Annotated in this window: 14 protein-coding genes, 1 tRNA gene and 1 pseudogene; 13 read left to right on the forward strand and 3 right to left on the reverse strand. The window is 34.7% G+C overall.

Annotated features, from left to right (window positions below):
* Positions 1 to 333: 333 nt before the first annotated feature.
* Both STRMA_RS08370 and STRMA_RS08375 read right to left on the reverse strand, forming a co-directional pair.
* Positions 334 to 1,692 carry a sensor histidine kinase gene (locus tag STRMA_RS08370; RefSeq protein WP_234943963.1) on the reverse strand — a complete coding sequence of 453 codons (1,359 nt, stop codon included), beginning with the start codon at positions 1,690 to 1,692 and terminating at the stop codon, positions 334 to 336.
* Between the two features lie 11 nt (positions 1,693 to 1,703).
* Positions 1,704 to 2,402, reverse strand: coding sequence for a response regulator transcription factor (locus STRMA_RS08375; RefSeq protein ID WP_003082289.1), 699 nt, complete (start codon positions 2,400 to 2,402; stop codon positions 1,704 to 1,706).
* A 189-nt stretch (positions 2,403 to 2,591) separates the two neighbouring features.
* Between STRMA_RS08375 and STRMA_RS08380 the strand changes: the two genes are divergently transcribed.
* From STRMA_RS08380 to STRMA_RS08410, 7 genes and pseudogenes are all read left to right on the forward strand, one after another.
* A complete protein-coding gene (locus STRMA_RS08380) occupies positions 2,592 to 3,500 on the forward strand; it encodes an ABC transporter ATP-binding protein (protein WP_003081075.1) in 909 nt (302 codons plus the stop codon).
* A 1-nt stretch (position 3,501) separates the two neighbouring features.
* Positions 3,502 to 4,251 (forward strand): ABC transporter permease, encoded by a 750-nt coding sequence (locus STRMA_RS08385; RefSeq protein ID WP_003079418.1) that lies wholly within the window; start codon positions 3,502 to 3,504, stop codon positions 4,249 to 4,251.
* Position 4,252: 1 nt separating this feature from the next.
* A pseudogene (locus STRMA_RS08390) lies at positions 4,253 to 4,986 on the forward strand (ABC transporter permease).
* Between the two features lie 307 nt (positions 4,987 to 5,293).
* Entirely contained in the window at positions 5,294 to 6,043 is a 750-nt protein-coding gene (gene truA / locus STRMA_RS08395) for a tRNA pseudouridine(38-40) synthase TruA (RefSeq protein WP_003079672.1), read from the forward strand.
* Complete coding sequence (locus STRMA_RS08400; RefSeq protein WP_003079092.1) at positions 6,033 to 6,800, forward strand: bifunctional hydroxymethylpyrimidine kinase/phosphomethylpyrimidine kinase; 768 nt, start codon at positions 6,033 to 6,035, stop codon at positions 6,798 to 6,800. Before truA ends, STRMA_RS08400 begins: the two co-directional genes overlap by 11 nt.
* Positions 6,787 to 7,251, forward strand: coding sequence for an ECF transporter S component (locus tag STRMA_RS08405; RefSeq protein WP_003082355.1), 465 nt, complete (start codon positions 6,787 to 6,789; stop codon positions 7,249 to 7,251). The genes STRMA_RS08400 and STRMA_RS08405 overlap by 14 nt, the downstream gene beginning before the upstream one ends.
* Positions 7,252 to 7,296: 45 nt before the next feature.
* The gene (locus tag STRMA_RS08410) at positions 7,297 to 7,860 is read left to right on the forward strand and encodes a TIGR01440 family protein (RefSeq protein WP_003079548.1); all 564 of its coding nucleotides are present in this window, start codon (positions 7,297 to 7,299) and stop codon (positions 7,858 to 7,860) included.
* Between the two features lie 165 nt (positions 7,861 to 8,025).
* On the opposite strand, the gene STRMA_RS08415 is transcribed toward STRMA_RS08410, so the two are convergent.
* Positions 8,026 to 8,883 carry a mechanosensitive ion channel family protein gene (locus tag STRMA_RS08415; RefSeq protein ID WP_040841902.1) on the reverse strand — a complete coding sequence of 286 codons (858 nt, stop codon included), beginning with the start codon at positions 8,881 to 8,883 and terminating at the stop codon, positions 8,026 to 8,028.
* A gap of 208 nt (positions 8,884 to 9,091) precedes the next feature.
* Here STRMA_RS08415 and tig point away from each other — a divergent pair, with 208 nt between their 5' ends.
* From tig to STRMA_RS08450, 6 genes are all read left to right on the forward strand, one after another.
* Entirely contained in the window at positions 9,092 to 10,375 is a 1,284-nt protein-coding gene (gene tig, locus STRMA_RS08420) for a trigger factor (protein WP_003080030.1), read from the forward strand.
* Positions 10,376 to 10,710: 335 nt separating this feature from the next.
* The gene (gene rpoE / locus STRMA_RS08425; RefSeq protein ID WP_003079774.1) at positions 10,711 to 11,292 is read left to right on the forward strand and encodes a DNA-directed RNA polymerase subunit delta; all 582 of its coding nucleotides are present in this window, start codon (positions 10,711 to 10,713) and stop codon (positions 11,290 to 11,292) included.
* 293 nt (positions 11,293 to 11,585) lie between these two features.
* Positions 11,586 to 13,196, forward strand: coding sequence for a CTP synthase (locus STRMA_RS08430; protein ID WP_003082084.1), 1,611 nt, complete (start codon positions 11,586 to 11,588; stop codon positions 13,194 to 13,196).
* 1,440 nt (positions 13,197 to 14,636) lie between these two features.
* A tRNA-Leu gene (locus tag STRMA_RS08440) sits at positions 14,637 to 14,722 on the forward strand.
* A gap of 378 nt (positions 14,723 to 15,100) precedes the next feature.
* Complete coding sequence (locus tag STRMA_RS08445) at positions 15,101 to 15,607, forward strand: prolyl oligopeptidase family serine peptidase (protein ID WP_003082162.1); 507 nt, start codon at positions 15,101 to 15,103, stop codon at positions 15,605 to 15,607.
* Positions 15,608 to 15,674: 67 nt separating this feature from the next.
* Positions 15,675 to 16,358: an ABC transporter ATP-binding protein gene (locus STRMA_RS08450; RefSeq protein ID WP_050556462.1), complete on the forward strand. Its 684-nt coding sequence runs from the start codon at positions 15,675 to 15,677 to the stop codon at positions 16,356 to 16,358.
* Positions 16,359 to 16,365 lie beyond the last annotated feature (7 nt).

Genomic DNA, 16,365 nt, shown 5'->3' on the forward strand with positions numbered 1-16,365 from the left:
ATTTAAACTAATTGAGAGAGTTGGGAACTGTCCAAGAGGGCAGTTCCTTTTTGTATGGTCAAAAAACAAATTGGACTCGGATGTTATCAATAGTCATTTGGGGTTTATCTTATTTTTCCATTGACTCGACCTCATCAATAATGAGATTAAGGCCTGGCTTTCATTGACAAAACCTGACTAGTTAATCACAATGGCTATGGACAGCTCTTGAGCTGTATTTTTTACGAAAAGGAGCTAACACAGTATTGGAAAATAGACGTGTGTTATTGGTCGGTTCAATCTTCATTTAGAGATAATAGAAGTATGACTAAAATTAAATTGAAAAGTATATATTTATTTAGTATCTAAGGGGAGTTCGATGATTGTTCTAAAAAATTGATTTTCTTTGCTTTGAATTTTCATAGTTCCGTTATGTACTTCAATTATTTGTTTAGAGATTTTAAGTCCTATCCCATGGCGACGAATTCCTGAAATATCAAATTCAGTAATTTCTTCTTCGTATAATCTATTAAGTTTATCAATAGTAACACCAATACCATTATCTTCAATAATTACAACTAAAAAAGAATCTTTTTTCTCTAAATAAATAGATATATTACAACCATTTTGGTTATGTAAAACAGAATTGTAGATTATATTGTGGATGACACGAGAAATTAGATTTTTTTCGACTGTTATTGTATGTCCAATCAAGGAATGATCATAATTGAATTCAAAATTTGAATTCTCCCATATCCCTTGATTAATAATCTGAATAATGATTTCTTTGAAAAATGAAATTATTTTTACAGAATCTAAATTTAAGAAAAATTTAGTATTTTTGAGTCTTGCAAATATATTTAAATCATTTACGATGTTTTGTATGTAGTAACTTTCATTAATGATTGAACGGAGATGTCTTTTTTGATCAGAATTATCTGTATCATCACTGATAAGTGAAGCATTTGAAATAATAACAGAAAGAGGTGTCTTTATATCATGTGCAATACCAGAAATCCAGTTTTCTTTAAAACGTTCCTCATCTTTTAATTTTTTATCAACTATATTTATAGCATCAGTCAGTTGTTGCAGTTCATCTTGAGACGGGACTGCTTTGTGAAGTCCCTGCGGTAAATTTTTAATGGCTAGAGCTAGAGGCGTGAGCTTACGTGAAATGAATTTGGTGCTATAAGTATAGATAGCCAATAAATACAGACAGTTTATTATAAGAAGTAGTATAGCTAGAATAATAACATTATGCAAATCTGACTTTTCATAATAATCAAATGGAAAACGAAAGACCTCAGTTTTTGAAAAGCCAAAAACTTCTATTTTATCCCCAATTATTTGTGTGAAAACAGGATAATCATTTAAATAATAGCGTGTAAATTTTACAACATCTGCTAGATTATATTTGTTTGGAATTTCAGAAGGTTTTCTATATTGATAAATTTCATGTCCTGTATTTGCATCTAGAATCATGATCCACACCTTCTTGGTGTTTGCTAGCCTTTTTCCGCTTTTGGAAATTTCAATAGAATCAGATTTAATATCAATTTGCTTAACTAATTGCTTAACTGTATCTATAGAATTGGTCTGTTGAACATGACTAAAAATAAATCCTCCTAGAATAAATAGATTCATGATAGACATGAAAATCAAAGAGATAATAAATTTTTTAATAAACCGAGTCATTGCCTTAAATTTCAACACATGCCCCCCCTCTAGATTACAAGTTTATAGCCTAGTCCCTTTACTGTAATAAGATATTCTGGCTTTGAAGGATTAGATTCAATTTTTTCTCGAATATTTCTAATATGAACCATTAATGATTTTTCATAACCATAACTGTCAATTCCCCAAACAGAGTCACAAATTGATTCGGTAGATACTATATAGTTTTTATTAGTGTATAGCTTACGAATAATTTGAATTTCGATTGGTGTTAAAGAAAATTCTGTTTCATTATTTAAAACAGTAGCATTTCCTAAATTAATGATACTGTTTTTTAATTGAATAATATTGGTATCTTCTTTGTAAGAACGCCTAAGCAGAGAAATAATTCTATAAATTAAAACTTTAGGTAGGAAAGGCTTTGTAATAAAGTCATCACCACCTGATTTTAGCCCTTTTATTTCATCTTCGGGATTGTTTTTAGCTGTTAAGAAAATGATAGGAATGTCTGAAGATTTACGTATATAATCTGAAAGTAAATAGCCTTCTCCATCAGGAAGCATAATATCTAAAATTATCAAATCAATATTTTGGGTGGTGAAAATATTGATTCCTTCAGTGATATTATAGGCGCAGCTAATTTCTTTAAAACCAGATATTATTAAGATTTCTTTTATAGAACTATTTAATTCAACATCATCATCGACTATTAATATATGTTTATTTGGAAATTGTGTTCTGATATCCATAATTCCTCCAGAAACAGTTTGAATTTATTTTATTATATCAAAAATCTCAACCTCAGGTTTGCAACTAACAAATCTTAAGGATTTCTTTAAGTTGGCATTACTTTGTCTTTAACTATTGTTTATAAAATTAAATGGTACAGAAAAAGGTGCTACCTTTTCAATTAATAATATAAAAGAGGTATAAATAAAATGAATAACGTAATTGAACTTAAAAATTTGAGAAAAGATTTTAAAGGATATAATTCAGTTGATTTGAATCAATTAACTGTAAGAGAAGGAGAAATTTATGGTTTCCTAGGTCCAAATGGTGCTGGAAAAACAACAACAATGAAAATGATCTTATCTTTAATAACTCCTTCATCTGGCTATATTGGGATAAAAGGTCAATCAATCACGGATACTATTGACTATTTAAATGAAATTGGTTCAATGATTGAAGAACCTTCCTATTATCCTAATTTGACTGGTTATGAGAATCTTTTAGTATTTCAAAAAATGTTAGGATTTAATAAAGAGAATATTTGGGAAACTCTAGAGTTAGTTGGATTAGCAGAGGAAAAAAATAAAAAAAAGCTAGTAAAAGATTACTCATTGGGAATGAAGCAGAGATTAGCATTAGCTTTTGCTTTAGTCAAAAAACCAAAAATTCTTTTGCTTGATGAACCAACAAATGGACTAGATCCGGCCGGAATACACGAAATAAGAAAATTAATTATTCATTTAGCAAAAAGTGAAGGATTGACGGTATTTATTTCCAGTCATATTTTATCTGAAATTGAACAAATTGCTGATAGAGTAGGAATAATTAATCACGGGCAACTGGTCTACGAAGGAGAAATTGAAAAAATAAACTCTAACAATTGGATAGAGTTTCGAGGTAGATTTGAGCCTAATAAACTGAGACATTTTTTAAATAGTCATTATACACTGAATGAGTTTGAAGTAGATCACAATATTTTAAAAATGAATAATATTGATGATGAAGAAGTTTCATTTGTAGCGAGAGAGTTGATAGAAATGGATTTTCCAATTTTTAGAATAGAGTATAAAAAGGAAAGCCTGGAAGATATCTTTTTACAATTAACAAAGGAGATATAAAATGCTGAATGCGTTAAGGATAGAACTTTTAAAAAGTCGCAGAACAAAATCATTTTTTATTACTGTTGTATTAATGATAGTAGCTTTATTATGGAATATTGTCAGTTTAGGAGATGAGCTGCACTCAATAAAATTTGATTCTGTAGGAGTTTTGTTTAATAATCAGACAATGAATAGTTTCTTTTTACCGATTGCAATTAGTATTTTTACTAGCAGAATTGTGAGTAATGAAATTAATGGACAGACATTTAAATTACAAAATGCCAATGGAACGACAACCACTCAGATATTTAATAGAAAATTGATATTAGCTTCGCTATTTTTCTTGTTTATTTCAGCAGTAGAAACAAGAGCTACTAGTATATTTGCGCTTATCAATGGTACTCATGTCTCTATGCAAATAATTATAGTGCAAACTCTCGGCCAATTTTTGGCTAGTTTTACTTTAATATGTATATATTTATCTCTTGCGATGATTATAAAAAAACAAGGGGTGCTATTATCTTTAGGGTTTATAGGAGGTTTTATAGGTTTAGTCTTAGCCTCAAAAAGCACTTCATTTTGGAGTTTTCTAATTCCCTGGATTGGATGCTCATATTTATCGCCATATAAATTTGCTTTAATTGATAGCACAATCTATAACTATTTTTTGGATCAGTTGATATTGTTTAAAATGCTTGTATATTTACTCTACGCTGTACTATTATATTTTGTTGTACGAGCTATAATAGAGAGGAAGGAGAGGGTTTAGAGTGAGACAATATATATTAGCAGAATGGTATAAGTTGAGAAAAGTTCAATTATTCTGTATAGGAATGGTCTTTGTTGGACTTGCAAGTTTTATTGGTTTAGGTATATATTTTGCGAATCAATCTGTTTTGATTAATGGAACACAAAATGAGGTTATGTGGGGGCAGCTGACGTTTTACTATAGTCAAATTTTATATCCCCCTATGCTAGGAATCTTTTTAGCTATCTCCTTAAATCAAGAATTTGAGCGAAAAAACATAGAGATGTTACGCTCAAATGCTATTTCTATAAAAAATTGCTTTTCAGTAAGATTACTGTACTTATTGGCATTACTATCCCTATCCAGATGTTGCTTCTCTTAGTATATATATTTGGATTGGAAGCTGCACATATTAGATTAACTCCAACTTTATTGTTAAATGTTAAATGGATTTTTTTATCTGTTGCTGCTTCTATTGCTATATTTTATATACAAAGTTATATCTTTGCAAAAACAAGAAATTTTAGCCAGTCAATTGGATTTTCTGCTATTGGTTCAATGGGGGGATTTGTGTTGCTTTTTATCAATGAAAAGCTGGTTCAATTTTATCCATACTCTCAACCAATGATAGCACTACGGAGTCGAGCAATTCAAGATTTTTCGCTTGATGAACTTATTATATTTATTGTTGTGAATCTTATTTTTAGTATTATATTCTATAATTTATCTTGTATAGAATTGGAGAAAACAAAATAATTCATTAATTATAGATAGTTGTGTTAACTTAATAGATTTGAATAACTGAAATTAAGTAACTAAATGTTGTTACTCTGTATCGAAAAATTTAGATAGGGCAATAACGATTTTATACTGATTTTGTGATAAAAGAAAAAGTAGTTAACCGTTCTATCAATCTTAACCTTTTGACTGAGAAAAGCTAAGACCGAACACAATTTTGCCTGTTCTTTTGTTGTCTTAGGTTTTTTTAGTTTCAAAACTGTCCCCTGACAGATGAGTTTAATTATTCTTGCTCTCATCTTTTCAGGGTGATATAATTTCTACTATGGTACGATATAAAGCAATTGTTTCTTATGATGGTAGTAATTTTTCGGGTTTTCAAAAGCAAGTACAAGTAAGAACAGTTCAAGAAGAAATTGAAAAAACTCTTTTACGTTTGAATAGTGGTAAGGAAGTTAAGATACACGGAGCTGGGAGAACGGATGCAGGTGTGCACGCCTATGGTCAAGTCATTCATTTTGATTTGCCTCAAGAAAGGGATTTAGAAAAGCTGCGTTTTGGATTAGATACTCAGACAGCTGAGGATATTGATGTTATTAAGGTAGAGCAAGTAGCAGATGATTTTCATGCTCGTTATCAAAAGCATAGTAAAACTTATGAATTTTTAGTAGATTTGGGACGCCCTAAAAATCCTTTGATGCGCCATTATGCTACTCATTTTCCTTATCCAATAGATTTTTCAGCTATTGAGGCAGCTATTGAAAAACTACAAGGAACTCATGATTTTACAGGTTTTACAGCGGCTGGTGCTAGTGTAGAAAATAAGGTCAGAACCATCAGCCGTGCTGATGTTGAAAAAGATGACAAGATTGGTTTTCTCATTTTTACGTTTACGGGAAATGGTTTTCTTTACAAGCAAGTCAGAAATATGGTAGGGACTTTATTAAAAATCGGCAATGGCCGCATGCCTATTGATCAAATTGACAGAATTTTGGAATCTGGCGATCGCAATTTAGCCGGTCCAACAGCTGCGGGAAATGGACTTTATCTTAAGGAGATTATTTATGACGACTAAGTATATGTTAGCAATTTCGGGTAATGATATTTTTAGCGGAGGAGGCCTTCATGCTGATCTAGCAACCTTTACAAGCAATCACTTGCATGGTTTTGTGGCAGTAACTTGCCTAACAGCGATGACTAACAAGGGGTTTGAAGTATTTGCGACAGACAGTACCGTCTTTGGCCATCAGTTCAATAGTCTCAAGGATGTGCCATTTTCAGGAATTAAGCTTGGACTTTTACCTAATGTAAACATAGCGAAGCAGGCTTTGGATTTTGTTAAGCTGCACACTGATATTCCGGTAGTGCTTGATCCTGTCTTAGTTTGTAAAGAGAGTCATGATGTAGAAGTATCAGCCTTGCGGGAAGAACTCTTGAACTTTTTTCCTTATGCTAGCATTATTACACCAAATCTGGTTGAAGCTGAACTCCTATCTCAAAGGTCAATCAAAACGCTGGCTGATATGAAGTTGGCGGCGAAAAAGCTCTATGATTTAGGTGCGAAAAATGTAGCCATTAAGGGCGGCAATCGTTTGGATGAGAAGATGGCGATTGATATTTTTTATGATGGCAAACGTCTGCAAGTTTTAGAAAAGCCTGTACTCTCAACAAATAATATCGGTGCAGGCTGTACTTTTGCATCAAGTATTGCCAGCCAGCTAGCTCTAGGCAAATCAGCAGCAGAAGCAGTGGTGATTTCGAAAGATTTTGTCTATCAAGCTATTCAACATTCAGATCAATATGGAGTCCATCAACATTATGAAAAGAAATAATTTACAAACAATCACCCTTTTAGCTATTTTGGCAGCCTTAAGTGTTGTTTTTGGTTTGTTTGTTAAAATTCCTACCCCGACTGGATTTTTAACTTTATTGGATGCAGGTATTTATTTTACGGCCTTCTATCTAGGAGCTAAAGAAGCTGCTTTTGTTGGTGCTTTAGCTGGTTTTCTGATCGATTTGATTTCTGGCTATCCTAATTGGATGTTTATTAGTTTGGTAGCTCACGGTTCTCAAGGCTATTTTGCTGGCTGGACTGGGAAAAAGCAAATTTTAGGTCTTCTTTTGGCTTCTCTGGCAATGATTGGTATTTACTTGATTTGCTCCATTCCTATGTATGGACTGGGAGCATCAATTGCAGGTGTTTGGGGAAATGTCCTGCAAAACTTTTTTGGCATGGTTGTTGGCTATACGCTTAATCTTGCTTACAAACGTGTGAATCCTTAAAAATCTGCAAATTACTAATGACAAACGAGAGTAAAGGAGTTGAAAATGGATTTAGAAAAATTAGCAGAAGACGTTAGACTTATTTTAGCAGATCTAGTTCAGCGGAGCGGTATCAAGAAGGGACAGATTTTTGTTTTAGGTCTATCTAGCAGTGAAGTTGCCGGTGGTGTAATTGGAAAGAAGTCCAATCTTGAAATAGGAGAAGTCATTGTCAAGACAATTCTCACTGAACTTAATGACAGAGGGGTTTACCTAGCCGTTCAAGGCTGTGAACACCTCAATCGCGCTCTTGCAGTTGAGCGTGAATTAGCTGAGAAAAAGGATTTAGAAGTTGTAAATGTGCTGCCGACTCTTCATGCAGGAGGGAGCGGTCAGCTGGCAGCTTTTAAATTTATGAATGATCCTGTAGAAGTTGAAAAAATTGAAGCTTTTGCAGGTTTAGACATAGGTGATACGGCTATTGGTATGCATGTTAAGCATGTTCAGGTGCCGCTGCGTCCTTTGCACAAAGAATTAGGAAAGGCGCATCTTACTGCTCTTGCCAGCCGTCCTAAGCTTATTGGCGGGAGCCGTGCCCACTATCAGGCGGATCCCATTCGTAAATTTTAAGCTCCTAAAGATAAACTTGAGTTTATTAGTATTAAGCCCCTCGTTAGATATAATGCTAACGAGGGGCTTTTAGAACTTATAATTATTTTTGAGTCATTATCAACGACAGGGAATTTATGCTAAATGTACTTTTAATCGTTGATGCTGATCATTATCGTCATCTTCTTATTTTTTGGTAATAGGTATCGTATTAGCAGTTGGCAGTGAAATCCCATTAGACAGCAGAGCCTCTTGATAGAGGCGGTAAAAAGTATAGTAGATATGGCTTTGTTTGCCATTTTGGACAAAAATATCGACACGAAAAACGATCTGTCCTGTAGCAAGGGAAGTTGTAGCCCCTAAGATATTAGGAACACCGACAATTTCAGAGAAATGGCTCACATTATCCTCGTTAACTTGTTTGATAATACTTGTTACCTTTTCAAGGTTAGTAGTGGCATAAATAGGAAGGTCAATTTGTGCTCGCATATCTCCGCGGGACAAGTTGCTGACAATAGTAATATTACGATTTGGAATGAAATGCAAAGTACCGTCAAAATCACGAATCTGTGTCGTTCGGATACCAACGCTAGAGACTGTTCCGGAAATCGTTCCTGCTGTAGCATTTAGTTTAACAGAATCTCCTACATCAAACTGACGTTCAAAAAGAATAAAAAAACCGGTAACTAGATCTGTTAGAAAGCCCTGAGCACCGAGACCAATCGCAATCCCTGCGATTCCTGCTCCAGCCAGAAGACTGGAGACAGGCAATCCAATAATGGCTAAAACCCAGTAAATGAGAAGGAAATAGAGACAGTAATCCATGATATTATGGAATAATTTGATCAGTGTTTTTTGTCTTCCTGGTTGATACTTTGCTAAGGATACAGATTTTACAATGGTTTTTTCAAATAAAAAAGTGATCACCCTTTTGCCGATAATAAAGAATACAAGAAGAAGGAGAATAGATAATAACTTAGACAGAAGATCAAATGCCAGTGTTTCTAGATTAAGACTGTTAAAATAAGAGCTTATAAATTTCATAATGTAAGTGTAACAAAAAAAGGATAATTTAAAAACAGATGAAATCATTTTCTTGGCTCATGAAAAGGATTTCATAAGGGGAAAACAAAAGGGCTGTTCTATTAGCAGCTTAAGAAAAATTCTTAAATAAATAGCCAGTAAAACTTTCAAATTAATAACAATTATGATACACTGAAAAGGCAAATAAATTTTAAGGAGAAATGACTTCATGTCTACATCATTTGAAACTAAAGCAACGAATCGTGGTGTTGTTACATTTACGATTGGTCAAGATGATATTAAACCTGCACTTGATCAAGCTTTCAATAAAGTAAAAAAAGAATTAACTGCTCCAGGTTTTCGCAAAGGGCATATGCCGCGTGCAGTTTTCAATCAAAAATATGGAGAAGAAGCGCTTTATGAAGAAGCTTTGAATAGTATTTTACCATCAGCTTACGAAGGAGCTATTGCCGAGCTGGAACTTGATGTCGTTGCACAGCCAAAAATTGATATTAAATCAATGGAAAAAGGCCAAGATTGGGAACTTACTGCAGAAGTTGTAACAAAGCCTGAGGTAAAACTAGGAGCTTATAAAGATCTTGAAGTATCAGTTGATGCTGCAAAAGAAGTGACTGATGCAGAAGTAGATGAGAAAATTGAGCAGGAACGCAATAATTTAGCTGAGCTTGTTCTTAAAGAAGATGCAGCAGCTGAAGGAGATACTGTTGTTATTGATTTTGTCGGTACAGTTGACGGTGTCGAATTTGATGGCGGCAAAGGCGATAACTTCTCACTTGAACTTGGCAGCGGCCAATTTATACCAGGATTTGAAGAACAGTTAATTGGTAAAAAAGCTGGAGAAACCGTTGAAGTCAATGTGACTTTCCCAGAAGATTACCAAGCGGCTGATCTGGCTGGCAAGGATGCTAAGTTTGTCACAACCATTCATGAAGTTAAAACAAAAGAAGTACCAGAGCTAGATGATGAATTAGCTAAAGACATTGATGAGGAAATTGATACTCTTGATGAGCTGAAAGCGAAGTACCGTAAAGAGCTTGAAGACGCTAAAGAAACAGCCTATAATGATGCTGTAGAATCAGCAGTTATTGATTTAGCCGTTGCAAATGCTGAAATTGTTGAATTGCCTGAGGAAATGATTAAAGATGAAGTGAATCGTGCCATGCAGGAATTTATGGGAAATATGCAGCGCCAAGGGATTTCCCCAGAAATGTATTTCCAATTGACAGGAACAAGTGAAGAAGATCTTCAGAAACAATATGAAGCAGATGCTGACAAGCGCGTGAAAACGAATCTTGTTATTGAAGCTATTGCTAAAGCAGAAGGATTTGAAGCTTCAGATGAAGAAATTGAAAAAGAAATCAACGATTTAGCTGTTGAGTACAGTATGGATGTTGATCAAGTTCGCTCCCTTCTTTCACCTGATATGCTAAAGCATGATATTGCTATGAAAAAAGCAATTGATGCCATAACAAGTTCTGTTAAAGTCAAATAAAAAGGTATTTAGTCAATAATATCTTTTCCTTATTGAAATGATTAGCCCTGTTTTTGCTGTAAATCAGTGGCGTTTAAGTTGCAGTATTGCTAGTTGAAGCCACTTTTTTACAATTAAGGCTATGGTTAAACTGTACAGAGTGAGAAAATAAAGCAGCTGTTAAAGGCAGCTTGATTCTCACTCTTTTTATTGTTGGAAGACAAAAAAGATTTTTGACTATTTAATACTTTTAGCGTAAAATAATAAGCAGTGATAAATTTAAAGAATAAAAAGAGTGAGAAAGTCTTGAGCTGGCTTTGCTAGCTTAGTTTCACATTCGGTTAAGGAGAATCAGTTTGGAATTAGAAGTATTTGCCGGACAAGAAAAAAATGAGCTATCAATGATTGAAGTTGCCCGTGCTATTTTAAATGCCCGTGGCCGTGATCATGAAATGTATTTCAGTGATCTGGTCAATGAAATACAAAACTATTTGGAAAAATCGGATTCAGATATTCGTCATGCCTTACCTTACTTTTATTCAGACTTAAATACGGATGGCAGTTTTATTCCGCTTGGTGATAATAAGTGGGGACTGCGTTCTTGGTATGGGATCGATGAGATTGATGAAGAGATTATCACTCTAGAAGATGAAGAAGACGGTACGCCTAAACGGAAAAGAAAGCGTGTCAATGCCTTTATGGACGGAGATGAGGATGCTATTGATTATAGCGATGATGATCCAGAAGATGAAGGATTTGAGGCAGCTCATCAAGAAGAAGAGTACGATGATGACAATCCTGATGATGAAAAATCTGAAGTGGAGTCTTATGATTCTGAAATCAATGAGATCATTCCTGATGAAGACCTTGATGAAAATGTTGATCTTGATGAGGGGGATGAAGAAGATGAAGATGACTATCCTGATGACGAGGAATAAGGGATTTCATCTTTACCTAAACAATAAAGCCAGTAACTATTCTTTTTAAAAATATAGCGACTAATTTTTCATTGACAAAACTCATAAGATAGTTTATATTATCTATTGGGCACCTCTTTGAGGTCAGAATAAGCTCCCTGAATGAGGGAGCTATTTTTATTTTTCCCTCTATTGTGTTTCAGTTTTGCCTGTTTTTAACTTTTAAGGTATTTGAATATTGTCTTAAATCGATTACTAGCATGGTATGGACTGATTTACAATGAGTAAGTTTATTTATGAGGAGTTTATAGTTAATGACGAAGTATATTTTTGTTACTGGTGGTGTTGTTTCGTCAATTGGTAAAGGAATTGTTGCAGCAAGTCTTGGCCGTTTGTTGAAAAATCGAGGTCTTAAAGTAACAATTCAAAAATTTGACCCTTACATTAATATTGATCCAGGGACCATGAGTCCTTACCAGCACGGGGAAGTCTATGTAACAGATGATGGTGCTGAAACAGATTTGGATCTTGGGCATTATGAACGTTTTATAGATATTAATCTTAATAAGTATTCCAATGTAACAACAGGTAAGATCTATAGTGAAGTTTTGCGCAAGGAACGTAAAGGTGAATATCTTGGTGCAACGGTTCAGGTTATTCCTCATATTACAGATGCTTTAAAAGAAAAAATTAAGCGTGCCGCAACGACAACAGATTCAGATGTTATCATTACTGAGGTTGGCGGTACTGTTGGAGATATTGAAAGCCTGCCTTTCCTTGAAGCACTCCGCCAAATGAAAGCCGATGTAGGTGCTGATAATGTCATGTATATTCATACCACTTTGCTTCCTTATCTTAAAGCTGCAGGTGAGATGAAAACCAAACCAACTCAGCACTCTGTTAAGGAATTGCGTGGTTTAGGGATTCAGCCAAACATGCTTGTCATTCGGACTGAACAGCCTGCTGGTCAGGGTATTAAAAATAAACTAGCCCAATTTTGTGATGTTGCTCCAGAAGCTGTCATTGAATCACTTGATGTTGATCACCTTTATCAAATTCCACTGAACCTGCAGGCACAAAATATGGATCAAATTGTTTGTGATCATCTGAAGCTTGATGTACCAGCTGCTGATATGGCAGAATGGTCAGCTATGGTTGATAAGGTGATGAACCTTAAGAAAAAGACCAAGATTGCTTTAGTCGGCAAATATGTCGAACTGCCAGATGCTTATCTGTCAGTTGTTGAGGCTCTCAAACACTCAGGCTATGTTAATGATACAGCTATTGATCTCAAGTGGATTAATGCTAATGAGGTCACAGCTGATACTGTTGCCCAACTATTAGGCGATGCTGATGGTATTATTGTTCCAGGTGGCTTTGGTCATCGCGGGACAGAAGGCAAGATTCAGGCAATTCGCTATGCGCGTGAGAATGATGTTCCTATGCTTGGGATCTGTCTTGGTATGCAGCTGACCTGTGTCGAATACGCTCGCCATGTTCTTAATCTTGAAGGGGCTAATTCTGCAGAATTGGATCCAGACACTCAATATCCTGTTATTGATATTATGCGTGATCAAATTGACATTGAAGACATGGGCGGAACCCTTCGTTTGGGGCTTTATCCATGTAAATTAAAATCAGGAAGCAAAACAGCAGCTGCTTATCATAACCAAGAAGTGATTCAGCGCCGCCATCGTCATCGTTATGAATTTAACAATGATTTTCGCCAGCAGTTTGAAGAGGCAGGGTTTGTTTTTTCAGGAGTATCTCCGGATAATCGCTTAGTAGAAGTTGTTGAGTTGACAGATAAAAAATTCTTTGTTGCGGCTCAGTATCATCCAGAGCTTCAGTCACGTCCTAATCATCCCGAAGAACTTTATACAGCTTTCATAACTGCAGCAGTTGAAAATAGTAAGACCAACTGATATAAAAACAAAGAAAAAAGCAGTGCCTGCCACTGCTTTTAAGTTTTTAGTAGTAGAAGGTATAATAAAACGATTGCCTAAGCTAGCCTTGCTTTAACCAATAGACTTTGCTAAGTCCTTCTTCTTGATCTCGTTTACTGGATTTCAAGAAGAAGACTTTATTTTAGCGCCAGGCCTTTGGTTTTCGCCAGTTTAAAATATAGACAATCTATTTTTCAGCGTCAAATTTTTAGCTTTTATCAATTTCAATTGTCATTTCTCTTATTTAGGCGAGGAAAGCAATCTCCAAACGAGACTTTCCGCCGTGATAAAAGAGAGTGGGACAGAAAATCAATAATCTAAAGAATGTGATTTTTCAGCAAGTCCTAGTTTCTACTTGCTGACCTAAAACAGTCCACAGGACTGTTTTTACTTTCACCTCTGTGTCTTGCAATGGCTCAGAAAAATCAAAGGAGGCCAAGGATTTTGATCCCGGCCTCCAGAAATTAAGATATGTCAACCTACTATGGTTGATATAAAGCATTATCTGTGATGGTACTCATTTCAAAAAGGGATGAATCATGTTAACTATTACTAAGATACACTCCAGCATAAAAATTCCAAAACAGATAAGTTTAACAGCGCCACTTCGGCTATATTTAGAAATCAAGACTAATACTGCAAAACTTAATAATATTAACGAATAAATAATAAACATCATATATTCAACTCAACTTTTTTATAATGGGGTATTATAACCAACTCCAGCACCAAGGACAGCGCCGGCAACAGTACTGACAGCAACGACTCCAGCCTCAGTAGCCCAGCCAAAGCCAGGGATACACATAACAGGAAGTGCCGCAGCACCTCCGGCTTTGGCTCCAGCAAGAGCTCCAGTAACACCGCCAGCGACAGCTCCTACCCAACCTTCACCTTGAATTTATGTGAGGTGATCAGCATCCAAAGATTCAAACTCTTCAAAAGCTAAACTATTCATGCTAAATTCCTTTAAAGAATAAAAATAAATATAATTTTTTATATTCGTTGTGCTAAAAAATGGAACAACAAACGAATATATGTATAGTTTAGTTTTTTTTAAGAAAAGTTCAAGAACATTTTTAATATTGTTGTCATTTTTTTATTTTTTGGAAACTATTTAGTTATTTTTCTGTTTTTTTTATTTTATTTTCATTATAAAATCTTTTAATTAAAATCCATCATAATTATAATTGAAAATGCCATTATTCTTTAAATATCAGTCATTGCATTGATTTCTTTGGAATTAGAACAAGCTGTACTGCGCATAGAAGTATTAGATGGTTTACTTACTTCATAACGATAGCTATGATAGCTTAAATGAGTTTAGAATTGATATGGACTAAGGCTGAAGAATTTTGTAAAAATGAGAAAATATCCTTGACACTACTTCGCTTAGTTGATATAATTTAAAAAGTTGCTGTCGCGGGGATGGCGGAATTGGCAGACGCGCAAGACTAAGGATCTTGTGACCGCTTTTGGTCGTGAGGGTTCAAGTCCCTCTCTCCGCAGTGTAAGAGCTGGCTGTTCAAGCCGGCTCTTTTTGTCTTCCGAAAACCACCAGTTCACACTGGTGGTTTTGATTTTTGGGAGAATTAAAAATAAGAAAGTAAAGTATTTTACCATATAGCTAATTACAAAAATGGTAAGCAAATGGCGGGATAAATAATTCTTTTTAACATAGGGAACCTCAACCTTCTTCATATTTATTTTTATTCTACTAAGAAATTTTTGGAAAACAGCATATTCGCAAATACGAAAATTTTTAAAAAATATCAGATTTGCGAATTTCTAGAAATCGTAAACTGAGATGATAAAATAATGGTGTAAGATATCAACTAAATATCTTACACCATTATTTTATTGAGAATAGTTTTATTCCTAATGATTTGATTAAGGGAGTTGAATATTTAGTATCTAAAAATATAATTAATCATAATCATATTGGTTTAATAGCTTCTAGTGCTGGAGGAATAGTGGCGGGAGCTGCTCTAAACGAAACCCCCCAACTGTTTCGAAGCATACTCCTATTTTCTCCGTTTATTAATCCTTATGACGCACTTCAAAGAGATGATGATCCTCTATCTAAAATGGAGGTTTTAGAATGGGGAGACATAGGCGATAAAAAAGTTCGTGAGTATATTAAAACATATTCCCCTAGACAAAATGTTAACAAGGCAAAGAACTCTCAGACAACTGTGATTAGTTTATTAGGGGGAAAGGATCCATATATTAATAATAGTGATGTGTTTGATTGGAGTAATAAGTTGGAGTCTTACAATGTTAATAGTTTGGTTTATTTGAATGAAAAAGCCGGTCACGGAGGATTAACAATTGCAGATAATACATTGATAGGTGTGCTGAATTATTTTTTTGAAGAAATAGAAAAACAATAGTAATGAAAGGAATCTATATGTTAGAAAAAAAGCATTAACTGCGACTCATCTCTCAAAAAGTTTTCGACTGGATGTTCAGAGGAATATCTCAGTTTTAGAGGATATTTCCCTGAGTGCTGACTATGGTGAATTTATCTCCATTTTAGGTATCAGTGGATCTGGAAAGTCGACGCTATTAAAGTGTCTCGCCAGTTTATCAGAACCTACTAGTGGTCAAGTGAGTATTAATGGTGTTAATCCCTATAGATTACGCGATACAAAACTCGCTAAGCTGAGAAGACAGGATATTTCTGTGATTTTTCAATCTTATAATTTGGTTCCCGCTCTTCCCGTTTTAGAAAATGTTGCCCTCCCATTACGTCTCTCTCATAAAAAGGTCGATAGAGAAGCTATTCGTAAACTGATGAAACAGTTGAGATTTGAAGCTGGTCTAGATGCTTTTGTATCTACCTTATCAGGTGGCGAACAGCAAAAAGTGGCTATTGCTAGAACTATTTTATCTGATAGCAAGGTTATTTTTGCGGATGAACCAACCGGTGCTTTGGATAGTTTATCTCGCCAAGTTATTTTTGATTTATTACGACAGTTAGCCAATCAGGGAAAGTGTATCTTAATGGTGACTCATGATATTGAATTGGCCAGTCAGACAGATCGCTCTCTGATTTTAAAGGATGGTGTCATTTATCAAGAACTCTTAAAGCCCACGTCTCAATCCTTATACCAAGCTCTTGAAGCAGAAACAATAAAATGAGAGGAGA

The sequence above is a fragment of the Streptococcus macacae NCTC 11558 genome, from assembly GCF_000187995.2.
Classification (GTDB): Bacteria; Bacillota; Bacilli; order Lactobacillales; family Streptococcaceae; genus Streptococcus; species Streptococcus macacae.